The organism is Flavobacterium humidisoli, assembly GCF_023272795.1.
Lineage (GTDB): Bacteria > Bacteroidota > Bacteroidia > Flavobacteriales > Flavobacteriaceae > Flavobacterium > Flavobacterium humidisoli.
This window is the reverse complement of sequence record NZ_CP096829.1, coordinates 3,974,802-3,995,137: the sequence shown is the minus strand read 5'-3', so window position 1 is coordinate 3,995,137 and position 20,336 is coordinate 3,974,802. Positions and strand designations below refer to the sequence as shown.

The 20,336-nt window shown below is 32.8% G+C and carries 17 protein-coding genes; all 17 read right to left on the bottom strand.

Going from position 1 to position 20,336, the window contains the following annotated elements:
- Position 1: 1 nt before the first annotated feature.
- The 17 genes from M0M44_RS17180 to lpxA all read right to left on the bottom strand — a co-directional run bounded on the left by M0M44_RS17180 (position 2) and on the right by lpxA (position 20,316).
- Positions 2-967, bottom strand: a complete 966-nt coding sequence (locus tag M0M44_RS17180) for a YeiH family protein (RefSeq protein ID WP_248726780.1) — start codon at positions 965-967, stop codon at positions 2-4.
- Between the two features lie 75 nt (positions 968-1,042).
- Positions 1,043-1,939: a LysR family transcriptional regulator gene (locus M0M44_RS17175; protein WP_248726779.1), complete on the bottom strand. Its 897-nt coding sequence runs from the start codon at positions 1,937-1,939 to the stop codon at positions 1,043-1,045.
- 91 nt (positions 1,940-2,030) lie between these two features.
- Complete coding sequence (locus M0M44_RS17170) at positions 2,031-4,058, bottom strand: hypothetical protein (protein ID WP_248726778.1); 2,028 nt, start codon at positions 4,056-4,058, stop codon at positions 2,031-2,033.
- A 141-nt stretch (positions 4,059-4,199) separates the two neighbouring features.
- Positions 4,200-4,946, bottom strand: coding sequence for a 3-oxoacyl-[acyl-carrier-protein] reductase (fabG, locus tag M0M44_RS17165; protein ID WP_248726777.1), 747 nt, complete (start codon positions 4,944-4,946; stop codon positions 4,200-4,202).
- A gap of 248 nt (positions 4,947-5,194) precedes the next feature.
- Positions 5,195-5,383 (bottom strand): hypothetical protein, encoded by a 189-nt coding sequence (locus M0M44_RS17160; protein ID WP_248726776.1) that lies wholly within the window; start codon positions 5,381-5,383, stop codon positions 5,195-5,197.
- Between the two features lie 545 nt (positions 5,384-5,928).
- Positions 5,929-7,269 carry a DUF4302 domain-containing protein gene (locus M0M44_RS17155; protein WP_338030071.1) on the bottom strand — a complete coding sequence of 447 codons (1,341 nt, stop codon included), beginning with the start codon at positions 7,267-7,269 and terminating at the stop codon, positions 5,929-5,931.
- Positions 7,270-7,285: 16 nt separating this feature from the next.
- Entirely contained in the window at positions 7,286-8,143 is an 858-nt protein-coding gene (locus M0M44_RS17150; protein ID WP_248726774.1) for a substrate import-associated zinc metallohydrolase lipoprotein, read from the bottom strand.
- Between the two features lie 17 nt (positions 8,144-8,160).
- Positions 8,161-9,636 carry a RagB/SusD family nutrient uptake outer membrane protein gene (locus M0M44_RS17145; protein WP_248726773.1) on the bottom strand — a complete coding sequence of 492 codons (1,476 nt, stop codon included), beginning with the start codon at positions 9,634-9,636 and terminating at the stop codon, positions 8,161-8,163.
- 11 nt (positions 9,637-9,647) lie between these two features.
- Positions 9,648-13,373, bottom strand: a complete 3,726-nt coding sequence (locus M0M44_RS17140; protein ID WP_248726772.1) for a SusC/RagA family TonB-linked outer membrane protein — start codon at positions 13,371-13,373, stop codon at positions 9,648-9,650.
- Positions 13,374-13,604: 231 nt separating this feature from the next.
- The gene (locus tag M0M44_RS17135) at positions 13,605-14,720 is read right to left on the bottom strand and encodes a FecR family protein (RefSeq protein WP_248726771.1); all 1,116 of its coding nucleotides are present in this window, start codon (positions 14,718-14,720) and stop codon (positions 13,605-13,607) included.
- Between the two features lie 90 nt (positions 14,721-14,810).
- On the bottom strand, positions 14,811-15,416 hold the full coding sequence (locus tag M0M44_RS17130) for an RNA polymerase sigma factor (protein ID WP_248726770.1): 606 nt from the start codon (positions 15,414-15,416) through the stop codon (positions 14,811-14,813).
- A 464-nt stretch (positions 15,417-15,880) separates the two neighbouring features.
- Positions 15,881-16,309, bottom strand: a complete 429-nt coding sequence (locus M0M44_RS17125) for a hypothetical protein (RefSeq protein WP_248726769.1) — start codon at positions 16,307-16,309, stop codon at positions 15,881-15,883.
- A 140-nt stretch (positions 16,310-16,449) separates the two neighbouring features.
- Positions 16,450-17,322 (bottom strand): succinate--CoA ligase subunit alpha, encoded by an 873-nt coding sequence (gene sucD, locus M0M44_RS17120; protein ID WP_057118027.1) that lies wholly within the window; start codon positions 17,320-17,322, stop codon positions 16,450-16,452.
- 86 nt (positions 17,323-17,408) lie between these two features.
- Positions 17,409-17,771, bottom strand: a complete 363-nt coding sequence (locus tag M0M44_RS17115) for a nuclear transport factor 2 family protein (RefSeq protein WP_248726768.1) — start codon at positions 17,769-17,771, stop codon at positions 17,409-17,411.
- Positions 17,772-17,773: 2 nt separating this feature from the next.
- Complete coding sequence (locus M0M44_RS17110) at positions 17,774-18,703, bottom strand: UDP-3-O-(3-hydroxymyristoyl)glucosamine N-acyltransferase (protein ID WP_248726767.1); 930 nt, start codon at positions 18,701-18,703, stop codon at positions 17,774-17,776.
- Between the two features lie 121 nt (positions 18,704-18,824).
- Positions 18,825-19,391: an elongation factor P gene (gene efp, locus M0M44_RS17105; RefSeq protein ID WP_248726766.1), complete on the bottom strand. Its 567-nt coding sequence runs from the start codon at positions 19,389-19,391 to the stop codon at positions 18,825-18,827.
- Between the two features lie 139 nt (positions 19,392-19,530).
- On the bottom strand, positions 19,531-20,316 hold the full coding sequence (lpxA, locus tag M0M44_RS17100; protein ID WP_091497682.1) for an acyl-ACP--UDP-N-acetylglucosamine O-acyltransferase: 786 nt from the start codon (positions 20,314-20,316) through the stop codon (positions 19,531-19,533).
- Between the last annotated feature and the right edge of the window lie 20 nt (positions 20,317-20,336).

Here is a 20,336-nt window from a genome sequence, read left to right as displayed (position 1 = left end):
CTTACCCTAAATAAAGTATTGATATTAAAGCTAAAACAGCGATAAAAACCCATAGAAACACACCTTGAAGCAATGGCTTTACCCCTACAGCTTTTAGCGTTGAAAAGTTTAAAGTCGCACCAATTAAGAACAAAGTAATAGTCAAACCTATTTTTGCAATACCAACAAGATGTGAGGTAAAAATGCTTGTTGCCGGAATGTAAGTATTGACCAACATAGCGATTACAAACAACCCAATAAAATAAGGAATCTTGATTTTTGAATTTTTATTCTTGAAGAAAAAAGCAGTCAAGATAGAAATTGGAATAATCCATAAAGCTCTGGCTAATTTAACTGTTGTAGCAACTTGAAGTGCTTCTGAACCATATTTATTTGCCGCACCCACTACAGAACTAGTGTCATGAATGGCAATAGCACACCAAAGACCGAAATCTTTTTGTGACAAATCTAATTGATGGCCAATAAAAGGAAAAACGAATAAAGCAATTGAATTTAGTATAAAAATAACTCCCAAAGCAATTGAAGTCTGATTTTCGTTTGATTTGATAACTGGCGAAATAGCAGCGATCGCACTTCCTCCGCAGATTGCTGTTCCGCAAGAAATCAAATGAGAAGTTTTTTTCTCTGTTTTAAGCCATTTTCCCAACAATAATCCAAAAAATAAAGTGCTAAAGATTGAAAAGACAGTTAGAACAAATCCTTCTTTTCCCGCTGAAACTGCACTATTGGCATTCATTCCAAATCCTAAACCGACTACTGAGAATTGCAATAAAAATGTGATCGCTTTGTGGTTGAATTCGACAAATGGATTTCCGAAAAGATTCACAATTAAAACGCCTAATAAAAGTGCAACCGGCGGAGAAATAATCGAAAATAAACATAAAAGAATTACGGCAAGAAAAAGGACTTGCTGTAATGGCTGATTAATTTCAAATAATTGTGCTGTTGTTTGTTCTTTTGTTTTCAAAATAAATGGGCATTGATATTATGTAGCAAAGTTCCGTTGTTTATATTGAAAACGCCAATCGTAAATTGCAATTGGCTATAACTTCAAGTTATAATGAGAGGCTAAATTTTGAATAAACAATTCTGATAACGAATCCGATTTCCCCTGTAAAGTTATAATGTAAAAATATCGTTCTATTGCTAATTTTTCGATATCCAAAACAATTAATTCCTTATTTTTCAATTCTTTGCTAACGGCATGAATTGACATAAAAGCAAAACAATCTGAATTTAATAAGTACGATTTTATACTTTCTGTGCTTCCCAACTGCATTTCAATATGTAGATTTGCTAGTTTTAAGTTTGCTTTTTTCAATGCAAATTCTATAACTTCAAGTGTTCCAGATCCACGTTCTCTTGTAATGAATTTCATTGATTTTAAATCGTTTACTGAAATTTCATTTTGTTGCACCAACGGATTTTTACTGCTGCAGACTAAGACCAACTCGTCCTTAAGAAACGGAATGTATTTTATGGATTGATTTTTAGATTGCCCTTCAACAATTCCGATTTCGATTTCTTTATTAATTAAGGCATTTTCGATTTGTTCTGTATTCCCATTCAACAAATTGACTTTTATATCTTTTTGCTTTTGATGAAAACTCGCCAAAACAGGTGAAATAATATATTGTGAAATGGTTGTGCTCGCTCCTAATCGTAATAAACCTTGGCGTTCTTTGTTGAAAGAACTCATTTCAAAGTCAATTTCTCTGTAGATATCAAAAATACTTTTAGTATATTTTAATAGAATTTTCCCAGCTGGTGTTAAGGCTATTTTAGAACCGTTTCGTTCAAAAAGTTTGGTTTTGTAGGTTTCTTCAAGTTCCTGAATGTGTTTGGAAACTGCTGGCTGTGTAATATACAATTCTGTTGCCGCTTTAGTAAAATTAAGGCGGAGCGCAACGGTGTAAAATACTTTTAGCCTAAAGTCCATGTTTATAGTTTATTTTGCTTCATGTTTAAAGTTTCAAGTTATACGTTTCATAACCTTTGAACCTTTGTCTCTATGAACCTTTGCATCTTACTTAAAGTAATCCATTGTACTTTCTAACAAACCACTCCGTAGTTAATAAAGTAGCAATCAAAATCAACAACCAAACCCAATCAATAATTGGAGTTTTGCTTGAGATATTTTTTTCAATTGATTTGTATTCTTTGTTTTCTAAAAGTGTATTAATCAATTGATCGGCTTGGTTTTCGAAGAAAGCTTTTCCTCCTGTTTGTTGCGCCAATTGCTCTAATTTGACAACATCTGGATTTACGAATTGTTTTTCGATATCAAAATCTAAAATCTCAAAATGACTTGCGTATGAAGTATTTGAATTTAATTCTTTTACTGAAAAATTATATTTTCCTGCTGGAAGTCCTTCTAAATTAGCAGAAAAAGAATTACTTCCTTTTAGTAAATCGTAATTTTTAGTCTGTTTGGTCGCCGCATTTACAACAGTAATTGTAAGTCTGGCTTTTTCGTCAAACTCATAATTTTTATTGAAATATTGTGCATTGATAATGATTTCTTCTCCTGAATTATAGAAACTTTCGTGTGTTACTACTAAAGATTTCTTTGAAGTCGACGATGCTAAATACTGTATAATTTTATCTATAAAAACATCATATTTTTCAAAAGACTGATTATCAACATGACTTTGCAAACGCCATTTCCAGCTATTTTCTCCTAAAAGAAAAGCGGTTCTTTTTCCTTGATTTTCGACGAAAGCCAATAAAGGTGCATTCGTAGAAACGTTTCTAATCTTTGAAGAAAGCAAAATAGACACATTTCCATTAGTGCTGATATTTCCAAACGGATTTTGCAAAGGCGGAAAATTTTCAAAACCAATATTATCTATTGCAAACAAGTTGAAAGCTGATTGGAATTCACATAAAAAATCTTCTCGTTGATTACTCATTTTAAAAACCAGATTGTTCTGCTGCTGATTTAAAAAATTGAAATCGGTATTGTTTCCTGTTATAATAAAGGCATTTGTTCCTGTTAATTTATTGTTGTCAAAAATAGCTTTAAAAGCTGTCGTTGGCTGATACAAAACCAAAACAGAAACATCATCTAAATCATTAATTTGATTTGGTTTAACCAATATAACTTTACGTTGTGCATTAACTTCAATAGAACGTTTTAATGCTGCAATATCTGGATGATTTATAGCCGAAACAATGGCAATAGTCGATTTTTGATCGATTATTTCAACTGCAAAATTTTTGACGTTATTATAACTATTTTTTTCTTTTGCAGATGATTGAATGTTAGCTTTATAAATCTGCAATCCCACTTTATCGGCAGGCAGCAATAAATTTAGCGAAGCTGTTTTCTTTGATGGCGAAAAAGAAAGTTTTTCTTTTGCGACAACAGTGTTTCCCTGAGAAATGGTAAATTCTGCATTTGTGGTTTTGTCTCCTGCATATTGCAGAAAAACTTCGACTGGAAATTTATTTTTGTGAAAAGCGTATTTATTTACGTTTAACTGATTGATTTTTAAATCAAAAAAAGTAGTTGTATCTCCCACAACCAAAGGATAAACTTTATTGACAGGATCAAAACGATATACATAATCGTTTCCTGTAGTTTGATTTCCGTCAGTAATGATCACTGTTGGAAAAATCAGATTTTTGTGGATGCTTTTTAGATTTTTGGCAACTTCGTCTAAATTAGTCTGATTTCCTTTGAAATCAAATTGGTCTGAAGTTTTAAAATCATTATCAAACTGATAGGTTTGAACATCGAATTTTTCTTTTAAAGCTGGGTTTGAAACCAGTTTTTGATACAATTCAACTGCTTTCTGGTCTGATTTTAAAGCGGCAATAGAACTCGAATTATCGACTACAACTGCGAAAGGCGTTTTGGTAATTTCGAGAGATTTTTTTGAAATAATAGGATTTATCAATAAAACCAATAATCCGAAAATAGCTAGAAAACGTAAAAAAGCCAAAAGTATAATCACATTGGATTTACTTTTGGCTTTGAAAAAATATTGAAAATACGACAACCCACCAGCAATTACTAAAGAAAGCAATAATAAAAGAATTGTGTTTGTAGTCATATTAATTTAGTATTCAGTATCAGTTTACAGTTGTCAGATTTAAAAAAGTCAATAATTTGACTAAGGGAGTTCAGCTATCTAGAATCAGAATAGACTGAATACTAAAACCTTTGAACCTTTGCAACTTAGTACCTCAGTACCTTATGTTAGCATTCCTCCGCAAACATTAAGAACTTGTCCTGTAATGTAAGCACTCATGTCTGAAGCTAAGAAAAGACAAGCGTTTGCAACGTCTTCTGTAGTTCCTCCGCGTTTCAACGGAATACCTTCTCTCCACCCTTTTACTACATCTTCACTTAATTTTGCAGTCATTTCTGTTTCGATAAAACCTGGAGCAATTGCATTGCAACGAATGTTACGAGAACCTAACTCAAGAGCTACAGATTTAGTAAATCCGATTGCACCCGCTTTAGAAGCTGCATAATTGGTTTGACCTGCGTTTCCAGAAACTCCAACAACAGAGCTAATATTAATGATAGATCCTGCTCTTTGTTTCAAGAAAGTTTTCTGAATCGCTTTTGTCATATTAAAAACCGATTTCAAATTCACATCAATTACTTGGTCAAAATCTGCCTCAGACATACGCATTAACAAATTGTCTTTTGTAATTCCAGCGTTGTTGATTAAGATGTCAACAGTTCCAAAATCTGCTAAAACAGCATCAACAAAAGTCTGCGCTTCGTTAAAATCTGCTGCATTAGATTGGTATCCTTTAGCTTTTACTCCTAAAGCATTTAATTCTGCTTCTAAAGCTTCTGCAGATGCTGCAGATGAGCTATATGTAAAAGCAACATTTGCTCCATTTTTAGCAAAAACTTCAGCAATTCCTTTTCCAATTCCACGGCTTGCACCAGTAATAATTGCAACTTTTCCTTCTAGTAATTTCATATTCAAAATTAATGTTAATATTTCTTCATAGCTTATTTTATCAATTATTTACATTTTCTATTAAAAAAGAAAATTTCATAAATTTTATCTACGCTATAAATGACTTGTCAAATATATAATATTTCCCTTTTTAAAAAAAATAGCAATAGTGTAATTTGTGAATAAGGGCCTTTCTTTAGAATAAAACAAAAAAACCGTTTCCAATTACGAAACGGCTTCATTACTTAAAAGTTTACCTAACAATATAATTAAGGTAAATCAAACTCTGGAACTGGAATAATTTCAACTGGCAGATCAATACAAGGATGAATATATTGCCCCATTACGGCTCCATCTCCTGTTTGACAATCCCAAGTTAACTCTCCAGCTTTAATACTTCTTTGCTCATCGCGGTTCAAAATCTCAACTCCTTGAAAATTTAAAATTGATTTTAACATAATTATTAGTTTTTTTGGTTTTTTGGCAACTCAATCCTTTATTGTCTGTTGAGTTTTCAGACTTGAAAAAAATTAATTTCGATCCTAAATATAAGAAAAAAAGTATTATAATTTCACATAAAGAAAGATTAAACTTAAAAAACAAAAAACAGCCCATAAAATGAGCTGTTTCCCCCAAAATAAAAAAACAAAACTAAAAATCTTTAATGTGGTTCTACCATCTTTTTCAAGATGCAATTAGTACCAATACTATATTTTTCATAGCCTTAAAATTCATTGGCTTTATTTAATCGTCTTTATCTTCTTTAATCTTATCAATAACTACACACGCAATCGCAATTACTATTGAGAGGTATAAATAAGGTCTTAAATATGAATAATAATAGTCATTTACAATAAGCAACCCTATGAGCCAAAAGAATATTGCTATAGTCGCAGGTGTCATTATTTTTTTAATCATAATATCTATAAATTAAGAAGTTATATACTTGATTCAGAAATTATGCTGGATAAAAGCAGCTCAAAAAATGAGCTGCTTTTTAAAATTAATTAAGTTTCCAAGTTGTCATTCTAAATGGACTTGAAGCACTTGTAAAGGTATAAACAGGATCTGAGTAGAATAACCTGAAGCTTTCTGCTTTTACATAAATTCCTTCAGGATCCATAAAATATTTATCAATACTTGCTAAGAAAGCTGGTGTTGCTACCGTCGTATTTCCGTTCCATGATTTATGTTTCAAGATTGCTTTCTTGCCTGCAGCATCTTCTTGAACTGTTACATGATGTTGCAAAGCTCCTCTTCCCACGAAAGTGTAATAAACAAAAGTTCCGATAGAATGATTTGCATATATTTCTATTGAGGCAATTCTCTGTCCTGCAGGTAATGCTGCGTTAACTTTTTCTAATTCAGCATAGAATAATGGTGAGTTTGTAGGAGAATCTATCGTGTAATCATCTACAAAGAATCCGAACCAAGAAAGTGGCTTACCAGGAAGCAAAAATTTATAGTCATCTGTAAGAACCAAGGGTTTATCTGTGTATTCTATAACTGCGGACACACCACCCGTTCCTGTCGCTGTAAAACTTCCATCGGCATCATTGTACGTGAAATTTGATAATTTCTGTCCGCCTACTTCAACTGCTGGACTTACAACGATTCCGGTTGGAGTATATCCAATTCCCATGTCATAGCTTACAGAATAACCATTTTCAATAGAATTTGAGTTTGCAAAACGCGTTACTGCTGTAAATGAAAAATCAAATTTATGTGTAGTTGTACCATCATTTGTTTCTAATAGTCTAAAAAGCGGTCTTTCTTCTCCTCCAATAACATTTTTTTCCATCAGAAGATTTTTAGGCAATTCGGTCCAATCTTCTGCAGTTGCTTTTACAAAACGTAATTCCTGATTACTTCTGTTGGTTCTAAAAATGATTTCTCCATTTTCTTGTCCATAGTACAAAAATTGAAAATCTCCTAAATAACCTTTTGCTCGCAATGCTGGAATTGGATAATTGTCTGAATCTGATAAAAGGTGAATCCTATTTTTTGTAGTAAAAGTTAAACTCACTGTGCTTCCTACTTGAATTGCATATTCACTTTTATAGGTTGCTGTATCAGCATCAAAATCTGATGCCATTTGCACAGTACCATCGTCAGCAAATCTAAATAAATGGGTATATCCTCCCAAAACCGTATTATCTGTAAAATAAACGGTTTTCCATCCGTATTGTGATGATAGTAACGCATCATTTAACTCCGATTTTTGTTTATTTAAACGAGCTGTTGGCGTATCTTGAAATAGTTGTTCCGCATCTGTATTGTTATTACAGGCAGTCAATTGCAGTATTAAAACAGCTGCAAATAAATACTTATATAGTTGTTTCATTTTCATAATGCTTATTTTAATTTATTACAGATGTTGTGTTTTTTTCTGCTTCATCTCTTAAAGCATAAAAATCCATATTGAATGCTTCTTTGAAATACTTAACCACAATAGCTTCTTTTGCTTTTAAAGCCTGAAGGGCAAAAGGATTTTCAATACCATCCAAAAATGCCGCGTATTCTTCTTTTGTATAAATCAGAATCATTGCTGCTGTTTCTGCAAAATCTTCGTTAATATTTGATCTTGCATAACTTGTAATAAATCCAAGTTCATTTGATTCTTCAATTTCAAAATTGTACCAATCTGCAGTATAACCTCCTGGTGTTAGCGTTTTCCAAGTTTTTTCATCAAAAGGTTTGTTCTGATTTAAAATATGGATGTATTCGTGCTGAATTGTGTGTATAAACTGTGCTACGTTATCGCGATCCGATTTATCAACATAATCTGTTTCAAACAAGGTAACTCTCTGTCCTCCTTCAGCTAAACCTAACGTTTTAGTTCCCACACTATTTAAATTAACTCCTCCAACCAAAACAATTTCTCTTGGAGCAATTTTCTTTACAAAATCTGGACCTCCAATTGCAGCATAACTTTTTAGCCAAATTGTTTCAACTATTTCAAGAGCAGGTTTTACTTTATCAACTTCTGGCGGAAATAAATAACGGCTGTTGTCTACCGTGTTTTGATTCCATTTATATTGAACGTTAATATTGTATGGGTTTAAATACGTAACGTCTATCCAATTATCTAAACTTGTTTTTTCTGGTTGGGTAAAATCTAATTGGCTTTCTCCTGGCAAATCATCGTTTCCACATGAAAATAGAGTTATCGAAACTAGAGCTAAAACCGCAATTTTATTATATTTTAATAATTTCATAATTTTCATTTTTAAGATTATCTAGGATTTAGTTCGATACCAGCACTTGAAGCGTGCAACGGAATTTGCAATGCTCTTCTGTTATCGTCTTTTGCTAAAATATTAGCTGGTTTGTTTGATGTCTCATGTTTCACCACTAGATTAAAACGTTTAATATCAAACCATCTAAGTCCTTCGTGTATAAAATCTCTTCTTCTTGTTTCTGCAATTGCTTTTACATAAGAGGTCTGCACTGGAGTCATTGTATAGAATGGAGTATATTCGTCTGCAATTACAGGGAATTTAGCCACTACTTTTGCTTCAGTCAATTTATCTGTTGTCGGATTGTATGTTGGAGTTCTTGTTGCTAAGAAATATTCTAATTCTGCTGTAGCTGTTGCTATTTCTCCTTTCATTACATGAGCTTCTATTCTATTTAAGAAAAACTCGTCATTACTTAATAACACTTCAGCAACATAAGGATCTCCAATTCCGGCTGTTACGTTAGAATATTTAAAGTATTCATAAAACTTAAGAAGAAACAATGTGATACTTCCATTTGAAGAATAGAAATTATAATAGTACGCTTTTCCGAAAAGATTTGTGCTTGTTCCAAAAATTTCTGGACGACGTAAACCTGATAAATTAAAACGGTTTAAATGGTATACTCTACTTACGATAGTATTTGCAGAAACGATCAAAAGATTGGTTCCAACATCACTCGCACCGTATTTTAACTGCTGATCTTCTACACTTAAAGGTTCGTAAACTGAAAAATCTCTTATTGCTGACGGTCTAGAACCTAAGTCATTAGATAATTCAATTACTTTATCCCAATTTCCTTTTACTAAATAAAATCTACTGGCAAAAGCTTTTGAAGCCGCTACATTAAAGTGAAATTTTGGTTCTTTATAATCGTTTGTCACGTATTTCAAACCTTCTTCTATATCTTTTTCAAGAAAAGCATACACTTCAGCAAGTGTATTTCTTTTGTATTTAGTCATCAATTCCGTTTCTGGTTTTGTTACATACGGAACCCCTAAATCTGTATCAGCAGTTGCTGGATTGTAACGTTTTGACCATAATGAAACCAGCATAAAGTGCGAATAAGCTCTAGCCATCAATGCTTCACCTTTTTGCGGATTCAAACTTGCCGGACTTCCTAATTCTTCTATTGCTTCCAATGCTTTATTTGCGTGAGCAATTGCTTTATAACAAGCATCCCAGTAATAAGCTTGAGTATCAATATCAGTTGCATCTGTATTAATTTCCCAATTGTAATTTTGCTCATTTCTAATAATCGTAGTAGGCAATCCGCTATCAAAAACATTATCAGACATAGTTTCAGCAATCTCGAAATAACTCATTTGAGGATAAGCTTCTACTAATAATTCTTTTATTTTTTCTGGCGTATCAATTTCTGTTCTATTATCTGGTTTCTCCGACAGGAAATCATCGCAGCTAGTAATACAAATAAGTATTAATAGGGATAATGCTATTTTTAAGTTTTTCATGATTTTGACTATTATAATGAAAGGTTTAAAGTAAATGTGTATTGAGTTGTTACAGGAAAAGCAACTCCTCCAGAATTACGAAACTCAGGATCTTGTCCATTTAATCTTTTGTCAGAATAAACTAACCAAGGATTTACCGCTGAGCCTTTTAATGTAAAAGTGCTCACACCGATTTTCTTTTTAAAATCAGCAGGAAATTCCCAGCTTAATGAGATATTTTTTAATCGGACAAAATCTCCATCTGCAATACGAACATCAGAATAATTATAGGTATTATAAGCTCTTGCCAATGTACGGTCTCCGCCATAATTAGCATTTAAACGTCTGTCTGCAATAACTGGCACATTTGTATAATTTTCATCACCAGGATTAATCCAACGGTTTGTAAAGTCTTTTGTAAATACAGTTAAATCATCATAAGTACTATCGTATACAGGATTTAAACGAACTTTATTTCCTCCTGAACCTACAAAGAATACGTACAGAGACAAGTTTTTGTAGGTAAATGTATTGGCAAAACCAAATGATTTATTAGGCTCGATTGACCCTTCATATTTCAAATATTTAGTAACATTTAAATTATCCTGAAAATTAGCATCTGTAATATTATTCTCTGCTCCGTCTTGCAATATAAACGTAGGAAGACCTTGGTTGTTTAAACCTGTAAATTGGTATGAGTATAATGAATTTCTTGGGTGTCCAACTGTATTTCCTCCGTTTGAATCAACTAAATCGAATGCCGTTGGCGTGTTCTGCAATTTTGTAATCTCTTGATGATAAACAGAAAAATTAAGATTTGTTGACCATTTAAAATCTTTACCATTAATATTTTTAGTTGTAATACCAACCTCCAAACCTTTAGTCTCCATATCGGCATTGTTACCTTGTCTAATTCTTTGACCTCCAATACCAGAAGTAATTACATAATCTACAAGATCAAAAGCTTTACGACGGTAAACGTCTGTTGTAAGCTGCACTCTGTTATTAAACATTCCAAGATCAAGTCCGATATTAGTTTCAAACTGTTTTTCCCAAGTTAAATTTCCGTTTTGCAACTCTTCAATTCTAATTCCTGATTCTCTATCATCAAGTCCGAAACGATCTGTAATGGCGCTTTTGTAAATTGCCAAAGAGTTTGTTGCAGGTCCCGCAGTAGCTGTTAAACCATATGAGGCTCTTAATGCTAAAGTATTAACTGATTGAACATCTTTCATGAAGCTTTCTTCAGCCACATTCCATTTTCCACTAAAAGTATAAGTTGGCAGCCATCTTGATGAATCGCTATCTCCTTGTCTATTAGACCCATCATAACGTCCTGTAACAGAAGCAGTATAACGTCTATCATAAGTATAACCTACTTTACCAAAGAAACCTACCGTTCTTTCTTTTTCTTCATTAAAACCGTAGTATGAATCTCCAGCATTAATTATTTTCTCAATAATTCTCGGATCTGTAAAAGCAGTTAAACCTCTATCGTATTGCAAACCTGCAGCCGTAAATTGATCACTAGTTCTATCGACAACTCTCATTTCAGTCCCAAACAAACCTTCTAGTTCGTGCTTATCGCTAAATATATTTCTATAGCTAACACTATTTCTTAAATTGTAAGATGTCATGTCGTTTGTAAACTTTCTTAAGAATCCTCCATTTGGCAAGACTGATTCTTTTGGAGCTGTCAGATCGTTTGGATCTTGGTATAAAAAGATATTTTGATCTCTAACTAATGTGTTTACCCCATCTTCGCCAATTGCTGTTCCTGCTCTGTATGCCCCAACAACGTTTGAACCTTCTAAAATTTTATGCTCACGACTTGTATTTGCATAACGAGCTGAACCTGTTAAATTATAAGTTAAATGCGGATTAATCTTATAATCTAAATCCAATTGAAAACGAATATCCTTAACCTCAATTTCCATATAATTGTTGGCCAATTCGTTTACGATATTCATTTTAGCCCAGTTGTTTCGGTAGTATTCCAAATTTCCATTATCGTCATACGGACGTAAAGTTCTACTTGTGTTTAACACATAATTAAAAGGATTGATATCAAAATCACGGGTTACTTTTCCGAATACAACATCTTTTTCACTTTCGTAACTTCCTGGAGCGCCTTGATCTCTAATAGAAGCCAATGTAGATAAGGTTATATTCAACTTATCGTTTACATAAAAAGTACCTTTAATGTTACTAGAGATTTGTTTTACATCATCAGCAATAGTCCATCCTGGATCTGTATAATATCCCAATGAAGCATAAAACGTATTGTTTTTACCTCCACCAGAAAAACTCAAAGAGTGATTTTGCGTAATAGATGGTCTAAACAAAACGCTAAACCAATCTGTATTGGCCTGTTCGTACTTTTTCAAAAAATTATTACGGCTAACAGGATCATTATTAACCAAATAAGTTCCAGTTTCAGGATTATAGGTATTTATAGCTCTTCCTAAAATATTATAAGCACCTCCATATCTTCCGTTTACAGTAGTTGGCAAGTCCAAATAACCTTTAGCTTCCATTTCTTTAAAAATACTCATCGATTCCTGAGAATTTAGAATATCAAATTGGCTATAATTCGGAACTGTTCTTACAGTCTGCTCCAATCCGTAGCTAATTTTTAATGGAGAATCTCTACGCCCTTGCTTTGTTGTTACAACCACAACCCCGTTTAATGATCTTGAACCATAAATTGACGTAGCCGATGCATCTTTAAGAATTTCAATACTTTGAATATCGTTTGCACTTAAGCCTGCTACAGATGAACTTAATAAGGTCTCTGAATTTCCAGATGCCAAATCTGCAAAAGACATATTGATAATATCTTCTTGAACAACACCATCAATAACCCATAATGGTTTTGTATCTCCAAAAATTGAAGAAGATCCACGAACGGTAATTTTAGGAGCTGTACCAAAAGTTCCTGTAACATTCTGTACGGTAACTCCAGCCGCTTTACCTTCGATCATTCGGCTTACGTCAACTACACCATCTATTTTTAATTCAGTGCCAGAAATTTTACTAATAGCTCCTGTAAATGTTCTTTTTGAAGTTTTCTCGTATCCAGTGGTAACCACAACCTCTTTTAGGTTCTGACCAGCTTCAGTTAAAACAACCGTTGGAGAAGTATTATCAATTCCTATTTCTTTTGTTTCCATACCAACATAAGAAATAACCAAACGGTCTACGTTTGCAGGCATTTCGATCGTGAAATTTCCGTCAAAATCTGTTAATACAGCTGTTTTTGTGCCTTTTGCCATTACAGTAGCACCAGGTAGCGGACTTCCTGACTGGTCTGTAACTTTTCCTTTAATAATAGGGCCAAAAGTTAAAATCTCAAACAAAGAATCATGATTGTTTCCATAAGAAAAAGTATTAATCGTATTCTTTTGAAGAACAATCTGATTGCTTACTTCAGAAAAAGTAATATTAAAAGGAACCAATATTCTGCTAAGTAAACTTGACAGAGTTTCTTGGTTTGCTTCTATACTAACCTTCTCTCCTAGTTGAGGAAGTCTTGAATTATAGGAAAATTTTACATGAGCAGACTTTTCGATTTTTGATAAAGCATTGTCTAAAGTTAGATTATAAACTGTAATAGTAACTTTAGTATCTAATTTTTTCTGCCCATTTACATTATTTGCGAGAGTAACGCTTGAAAACACAAGCGCTAACACAAACTGAAACAGCGTTATTTTCATGATTTGGTGAAGTAATCGTTGCTTGACAACAGGTTTTTTCATAATTTTGGTTTGTTTTGATTAATACTATTCACGTGTATTTTAAGAAACATCATAAATCACCCTTTACAGAGGGTTATTTATTCAGATTTAAGTGTCGATAATGTTACAGCATTCTCGGCACTTTTTTTATGCATTCATTTTTCACATAGGCAATTACAAATTATTTTTTTAGTTTTTGAATTAATTAAAATTTTGGATGTTTTTTTCTTTATTTTAATTGAATTAAGAATTCTAGTTACAGCCAGAAGTCGTAATTACAATCTGATTTCCATTCATTTCATAATTGGTATCATTGCCGATGCTTTTGCAGATTATTTTCAGCTTTTCGGCCAAAGGCTGATCGCTTAATGAGGTCGTTAATCGGCAGTCTTTCAATTTATCGTGAGGGAAATCAATATCTACTAAATAAGCCTGCTCTATAGTTTCAAGAATTTGTGCCACAGGAATATCAGTAAATTCAAAACTTAATTGCTCGATGTTTCTAATGCTGCTTACTAGAATCGGATCTTGTGTAATATTGGTTATTTTATTAAACACCAATTCTTTACGAGCAAATCGAAGTGCCTGGTTAGGAAGCAGGACAATTTCTTTGTTTTCGTTATTTCGAACTAAATCATTAGACCTTACCTTAACTTTACCGGTGCGAACAAGAACTTCAACATTTTGCTGATCTGGATAAGCTTTTATTCGAAAACTTGTACCCACAACGCGAGTCACAATTTCGTTAGCATAAACAAAAAAAGGCTTTTTAGGATTTTTACTAATTTCAAAGAAACCTTCGCCGGATAAATACACCTTTCTTTTGTTTCCGGTAAAGATTTTAGGGTAACTTAATTTACTATTAGGCTGTAATAAGACGGAACTTCCATCAGATAAAGTAATGGTCTGAGATTTTTCAGTATTGTTGGTTTGTTCTACCAAACCTTCATCATTTTCCTGAACCAGTTCGTTGTAAGTAACTACATTATCATTTGCAGTCAATTCAGTTCTAAAAAACCATACAGAGAAAATGCCAACTAGAATAGCTGCAGCAGCACCGCTAATCCAGTATCTCTGTGCTTTTAATTTTTTAATTTTTGAAGTTTGCTGAGAAAGTTCTTCTCTTTGTTCAATTTTTCGCCAAGTTTGCTGTAAGGCTTCGTGAACTTCATTCGAAGACAACTTAGATTCTGGAACTCGCATTGCCAACAATGCAAGTCTTGCATCTTCGACGAGTTTGGCTCTTTGAAGATTTTCTAAAGTCCATTCCTCCCAGCCTTGTTCATCAACTTTAGATAAAATCCATAATTGAAAAGATTCATCAGCTAAGAAATCTTCTATTTCAATATAATTATTACGTTTTTGCATCACACTATTAGGGTTACAAAAACATAGAGGACAGTTTTTTTATTATATACTCATCTATTTAAGATTTTTTTTTGATTTTTCCTTAAATTTTTAAAAAACCCCTGAAGATATAAGGACTAAAAGCGGAATACTACCTTTCCATTCTTTGCGAAGACTTAATAAACCACGATGCAAAAGATTACTGGCTGACTGATAGTTTACGTCTAGTAAATCAGCTATTTGATCTACGCTTAATCCTTGATGATAACGCAAATACAAAGCTTCTTTCTGACGGCCAGGCAAATCATTTAATAATTTATTCAAATACAGAACACGTTCGGCTGTTACTTCGTCCTCAACCAAATCGTTCTCAATAGAAAAGTCGAAAAGAAACTCTAAAACATCGGTCGTTGTTGTTTTTCTAAATACATGATCTCTTTCATGCAATCTCGCAATTCTTTTTCTAACACTAGAAAGCAAATACGCCTTAACAATCACATTATCTTGCAAAGAATTACGATAAAGCCAGATATCGGCAAAAACATCTTGAATACAATCTTGAACTTTTTCTTCAAATGGACAAAGTGAGTTACCATAATTGATTAAGTCTCTGTAATATTTCTCAAAAAGTAAAGAGAACGATTTTTCGTTCCCGTTTTTTAAATTATTCCATAGAATGAAATCATCTAAAACCTTGTTCTTTAAAATTTGGCTCATATAAAAATACTTTGGGGCGTAAAAATCATATCATTTAAGAATACTTCTTAAAAAATCGATTTATTACGTAAGATTAAATTGTATTTTAAATTTGTTTTTTCTTCAACTAAAAGTAAATTTCGCAAACTCAAATTTAACATAAATTAAACAAGTGTTTTACATATGGATGGTAATTATTAGTCGTAAAAAGAATCAAATTTTAACATTATTACTTGTTTTTGTGTGATAAATATAGAAAAGCAAATAATCAAAAACCAATAATTCTCTAAAATTTCATTATTTTTCTAAATTTACCAGTATTTACCCTTCATTTTTTGATTAAACTTAAATTTACTGTAATTTAAATTTTATTTAACTAAAGTGCTTTAAACTTACGGCGTAAAACTAGAAAAATTCCATTTTGACTAGAAACAAAAAAACCTTACTGTTTTCAGTAAGGTTTTTATTTTCGTTTTTTTAATTGCTTAAAAAGCTACATTCCATCTAGGAAGTTTGCCATTTTCATCTAAGAAATTTTGTAAAACCTGTCCTTCAACAGCAGTTGGAATTGCTTTTGCATCTGCATTGAAAGTCTCGTACCAAACTACTTCAAGCTCAGAAATGTTTTCTAATTTCATTTGAGCTGGCCAAGAATATTTTCTTCCTGTTTTAGCAAATTGATGCCCATTTACGATTTTGTCGTAAAGTCCGCCATTTTTACTTTTTAAAGTTCCGTCATTTTGAACAGTTCCTGTAGAACCAACCATGATCAATTCTTTTACACCACCTTCAACAGCATAAACAACAAAAATTCCTGCACTACCTTCTGGCGCGTTGCAAGCTTCTTCTAAACTATCGTTTACAGTAAAAGTAAAACTGTTTGTTGCCTTAAATTTTTCTAATTCTTTGTACATATTTCTTCTTTAAGCTTCTAAGATACTGAGGTTCTAAGATGCTAAGTTTTTTTCATTTACGCCTCAGCCTTTAAAATGTAAAAAAGTCTCAACAAGATATTGAGACTTTTTTTGGAAATTTTTATTTCGAAACTTGAAAATTATCCAAGTACTTCTTTTACTTTTTTACCAATTTCAGCTGGTGAATCAACAACGTGAATTCCGTTGTCTCTCATAATTTGTTTTTTAGCTGCAGCTGTATCATCAGAACCTCCAACGATAGCACCTGCGTGACCCATTGTTCTACCAGCAGGAGCAGTTTCTCCAGCGATAAATCCAATAACTGGTTTACGGTTACCATCAGCTTTTACCCATCTTGCAGCATCAGCCTCTAATTGACCTCCAATTTCACCAATCATAATGATTGCTTCAGTTTCTGGATCATTCATTAATAATTCAACAGCCTCTTTAGTTGTAGTTCCAATAATTGGATCTCCACCAATTCCGATAGCTGTAGTGATTCCTAAACCTTGTTTTACAACTTGGTCAGCAGCCTCATAAGTTAAAGTTCCTGATTTAGAAACGATACCAACTGTTCCTTTTTTGAAAACGAAACCTGGCATAATACCAACTTTAGCTTCACCTGGAGTAATTACACCTGGACAGTTTGGACCAATTAATCTTGAATTTCTTTCTTTAACATAATTATTTGCTTTAATCATATCTGCTACAGGAATTCCTTCTGTAATAGCAATAATTACTTTAATTCCAGCATCAGCAGCTTCCATAATTGCATCAGCAGCAAAAGCTGGCGGAACAAAAATGATAGAAGTATCAGCACCAGCTTGATCAACAGCATCTTTTACTGTATTAAAAACTGGACGATCTAAATGGCTAGTACCACCTTTTCCTGGAGTAACACCTCCAACAACATTAGTACCGTACTCAATCATTTGAGAAGCATGGAAAGTACCTTCGCTCCCTGTAAATCCCTGAACAATTATTTTGGAATCTTTATTAACTAAAACACTCATGATATATATTTTATGTAGTTTTTAAATTTGTGTTGCAAAAATAAGGTTTTGTAATGTATTTTGCCTCTTTTATTGTCAAAAAAATATTAAGAAAATTGACTCATTTGATAACCTCTATAAAGTTTATCATCTTTTATCTGCCAAATGGTTGCAAAATGTGCTAAAAGCATTTCTTCTCTCGGATTCTCGATTGTTTTAACAAAATGAGAGTAACGCACTGATACTAAATCATCTTCGCTAATAATATGGCTAATTCTAACTTTAGAGCGTACATAGGCACGGCTAAGCTCATTGGCCATTTCAACTATCGAATCATAATCCATTTGAATAAAACCTTTACTGCTGTTCCATTCAAGCATAACATCAGGATGCAGATAAGTTTTTAAAATTTCGCTATCAATTAAGGCATCTGACTTGTAAAATTTCTGAACAAATTCTTTAATAGACATAATTACTTCAATTTATTTAAAATTTCAGGAATCTTCTTAATATTGGCTAATTGTTTCAATTTTTCTCTAGACTCTTCAATTGGAGTACCAAAATACGATTTTCCACCTTCAACTGATTTAGTCACACCCGTTTGCCCCATTACAACGGCTTTTGCACCAATTGTAATACCGCTTGTGGTTCCAACTTGTCCCCACATTGTTACTTCATCTTCAATAATAACACAACCAGCAATACCAGTTTGTGAGGCAATTAAACATTTTTTTCCGATGACAGTATCATGTCCAACATGTACTTGATTATCTAGTTTTGTCCCAGCTCCAATTGTTGTATCACCTGTAACACCTTTATCGATTGTGCACAAAGCTCCAATACCAACATTATCTTCAATAACAACTCTTCCACCTGAAACTAACTGATCAAAACCTTCTGGACGTTTTTTATAATAAAAAGCATCGGCCCCTAAAATAGTTCCTGCATGTATGATTACATTATCCCCAATTACAGTATAATCGTAAATAGAAACATTAGAATGTATTAGACAATTTTTTCCAATTTTCACATGGTTCCCAACAAATGTATTAGGCTGAATTACAGTTCCCTCTCCTATTTCTGCAGATGCTGCAATAGCGACATTAGCAAACTGAAAAGGCTTAAAATGCTTGGTAAGAATATTAAAATCTCTAAAAGGGTCATCTGAGATTAAAAGCGCTTTACCTTCTGGGCATTCTACTTCTTTGTTTATCAAAACAATGGTCGCAGCCGATTGTAAAGCTTTATCGTAGTATTTTGGATGGTCCACAAAAACAATATCTCCAGGCTCTACAACGTGTATCTCGTTCATGCCTAAAACTTGAAAGTCTTTGTCTCCAATAAATTTGCAGTTAAGCAAATTGGCAATTTCTTGTAAAGAATGACTCTTTGGAAATTTCATATAGTATAATTAGAAAACTTGTAAATTAGAAAATGAGTCAATTAGAATGTGAATATACAAAATTATGTCGATTCACAGATTATCTAATTGACTCATTGTCAAATTATCTTAATTAAAATAACTATTCTTTAACACGCTCCATGTAAGAACCTGAAGCTGTATCGATTTTAATTTTATCACCTTCGTTGATAAACAAAGGAACATTTATGTTTGCTCCAGTTTCTACTGTAGCATTTTTAGTAGCATTTGTTGCTGTGTTTCCTTTTACACCTGGCTCAGCATAAGTAACTTCAAGAATTACAGATGCAGGCATATCTACTGATAATGGCAAATCGGTTTCTGTGTTGATTTGTACCATAACGTTTGTTCCTTCTTTTAACAAATCTGGAGCATCCAAAATGTTTTTGTTCAAAGAAATTTGCTCAAACGTTTCAGCATTCATAAAGTGAAATTCATCACCTTCTGGGTATAAATATTGAAATGTATGCGTTTCAACACGAATAACGTCAATTTTGTGACCTGCTGAAAAAGTATTATCTAATATTTTACCAGAAGTTAAACTCTTTAGTTTTGTTCTTACGAAAGCTGGACCTTTTCCAGGTTTTACGTGAAGAAATTCGATGATTTTATAGATATCGTGATTAAATTTAATACACAATCCGTTTCTAATATCTGATGTAGATGCCATTTGTATTTTTTATTTTAGATTTTAGAATGTAGATTTTAGATTCTAGACAAAGAATCAATCTTCATTTTTTTTGTTATTTATTATCTGTCGTTTAGAAATCCAAAATCAGAAATCTATCCCGAAGCTATCGGGACTAAAATTAATAGTTACCCGAGTAACCTTTCATAATTCCTCGAGAAGAATTTCTAATAAAATCTAGAATTTCATCTCTTTCTGGAGTCGCTTCCATTTCAGCCTCAATAATACTTAAAGCTTGAGTTGTATTATAATTCTTTTGGTATAAAATTCTATAGATTTCCTGAATTTCTCTAATCTTTTCAGTAGTAAAACCTCTTCTTCTTAAACCAACAGAATTGATTCCAACATAAGACAACGGCTCTTTTGCCGCTTTTGTAAACGGAGGAACGTCTTTTCTTACCAATGATCCGCCAGAAATCATTGCATGATCTCCAATATGGATAAACTGGTGAATTGCTGCTAAACCTCCAATAACTGCATGATTACCAACTACTACGTGTCCAGCTAATGCAACACCATTTACAATAATTGCATTATTTCCGATCTCACAATCGTGCGCGATGTGAGCATAAGCCATTACTAAACAATTATTACCAATTACAGTCTGACCAGAAGCAATTGTTCCTCTATTTATAGTTACGCATTCTCTAATTGTACAATTATCACCGATAATAGCAAGAGAATCTTCACCTCCAAATTTTAAATCTTGTGGCACTGCAGAAATTACAGCTCCTGGAAAAATATTACAGTTTTTTCCAATTCGAGCACCTTCCATAATGGTCACGTTTGAACCAATCCAAGTACCATCACCAATAACAACATTATTGTGAATTGTTGTAAATGGCTCTATTACAACATTTTTAGCGATTTTCGCGCCTGGATGAACATATGCTAATGGTTGATTCATCTGTATGTTTTATATTTTTA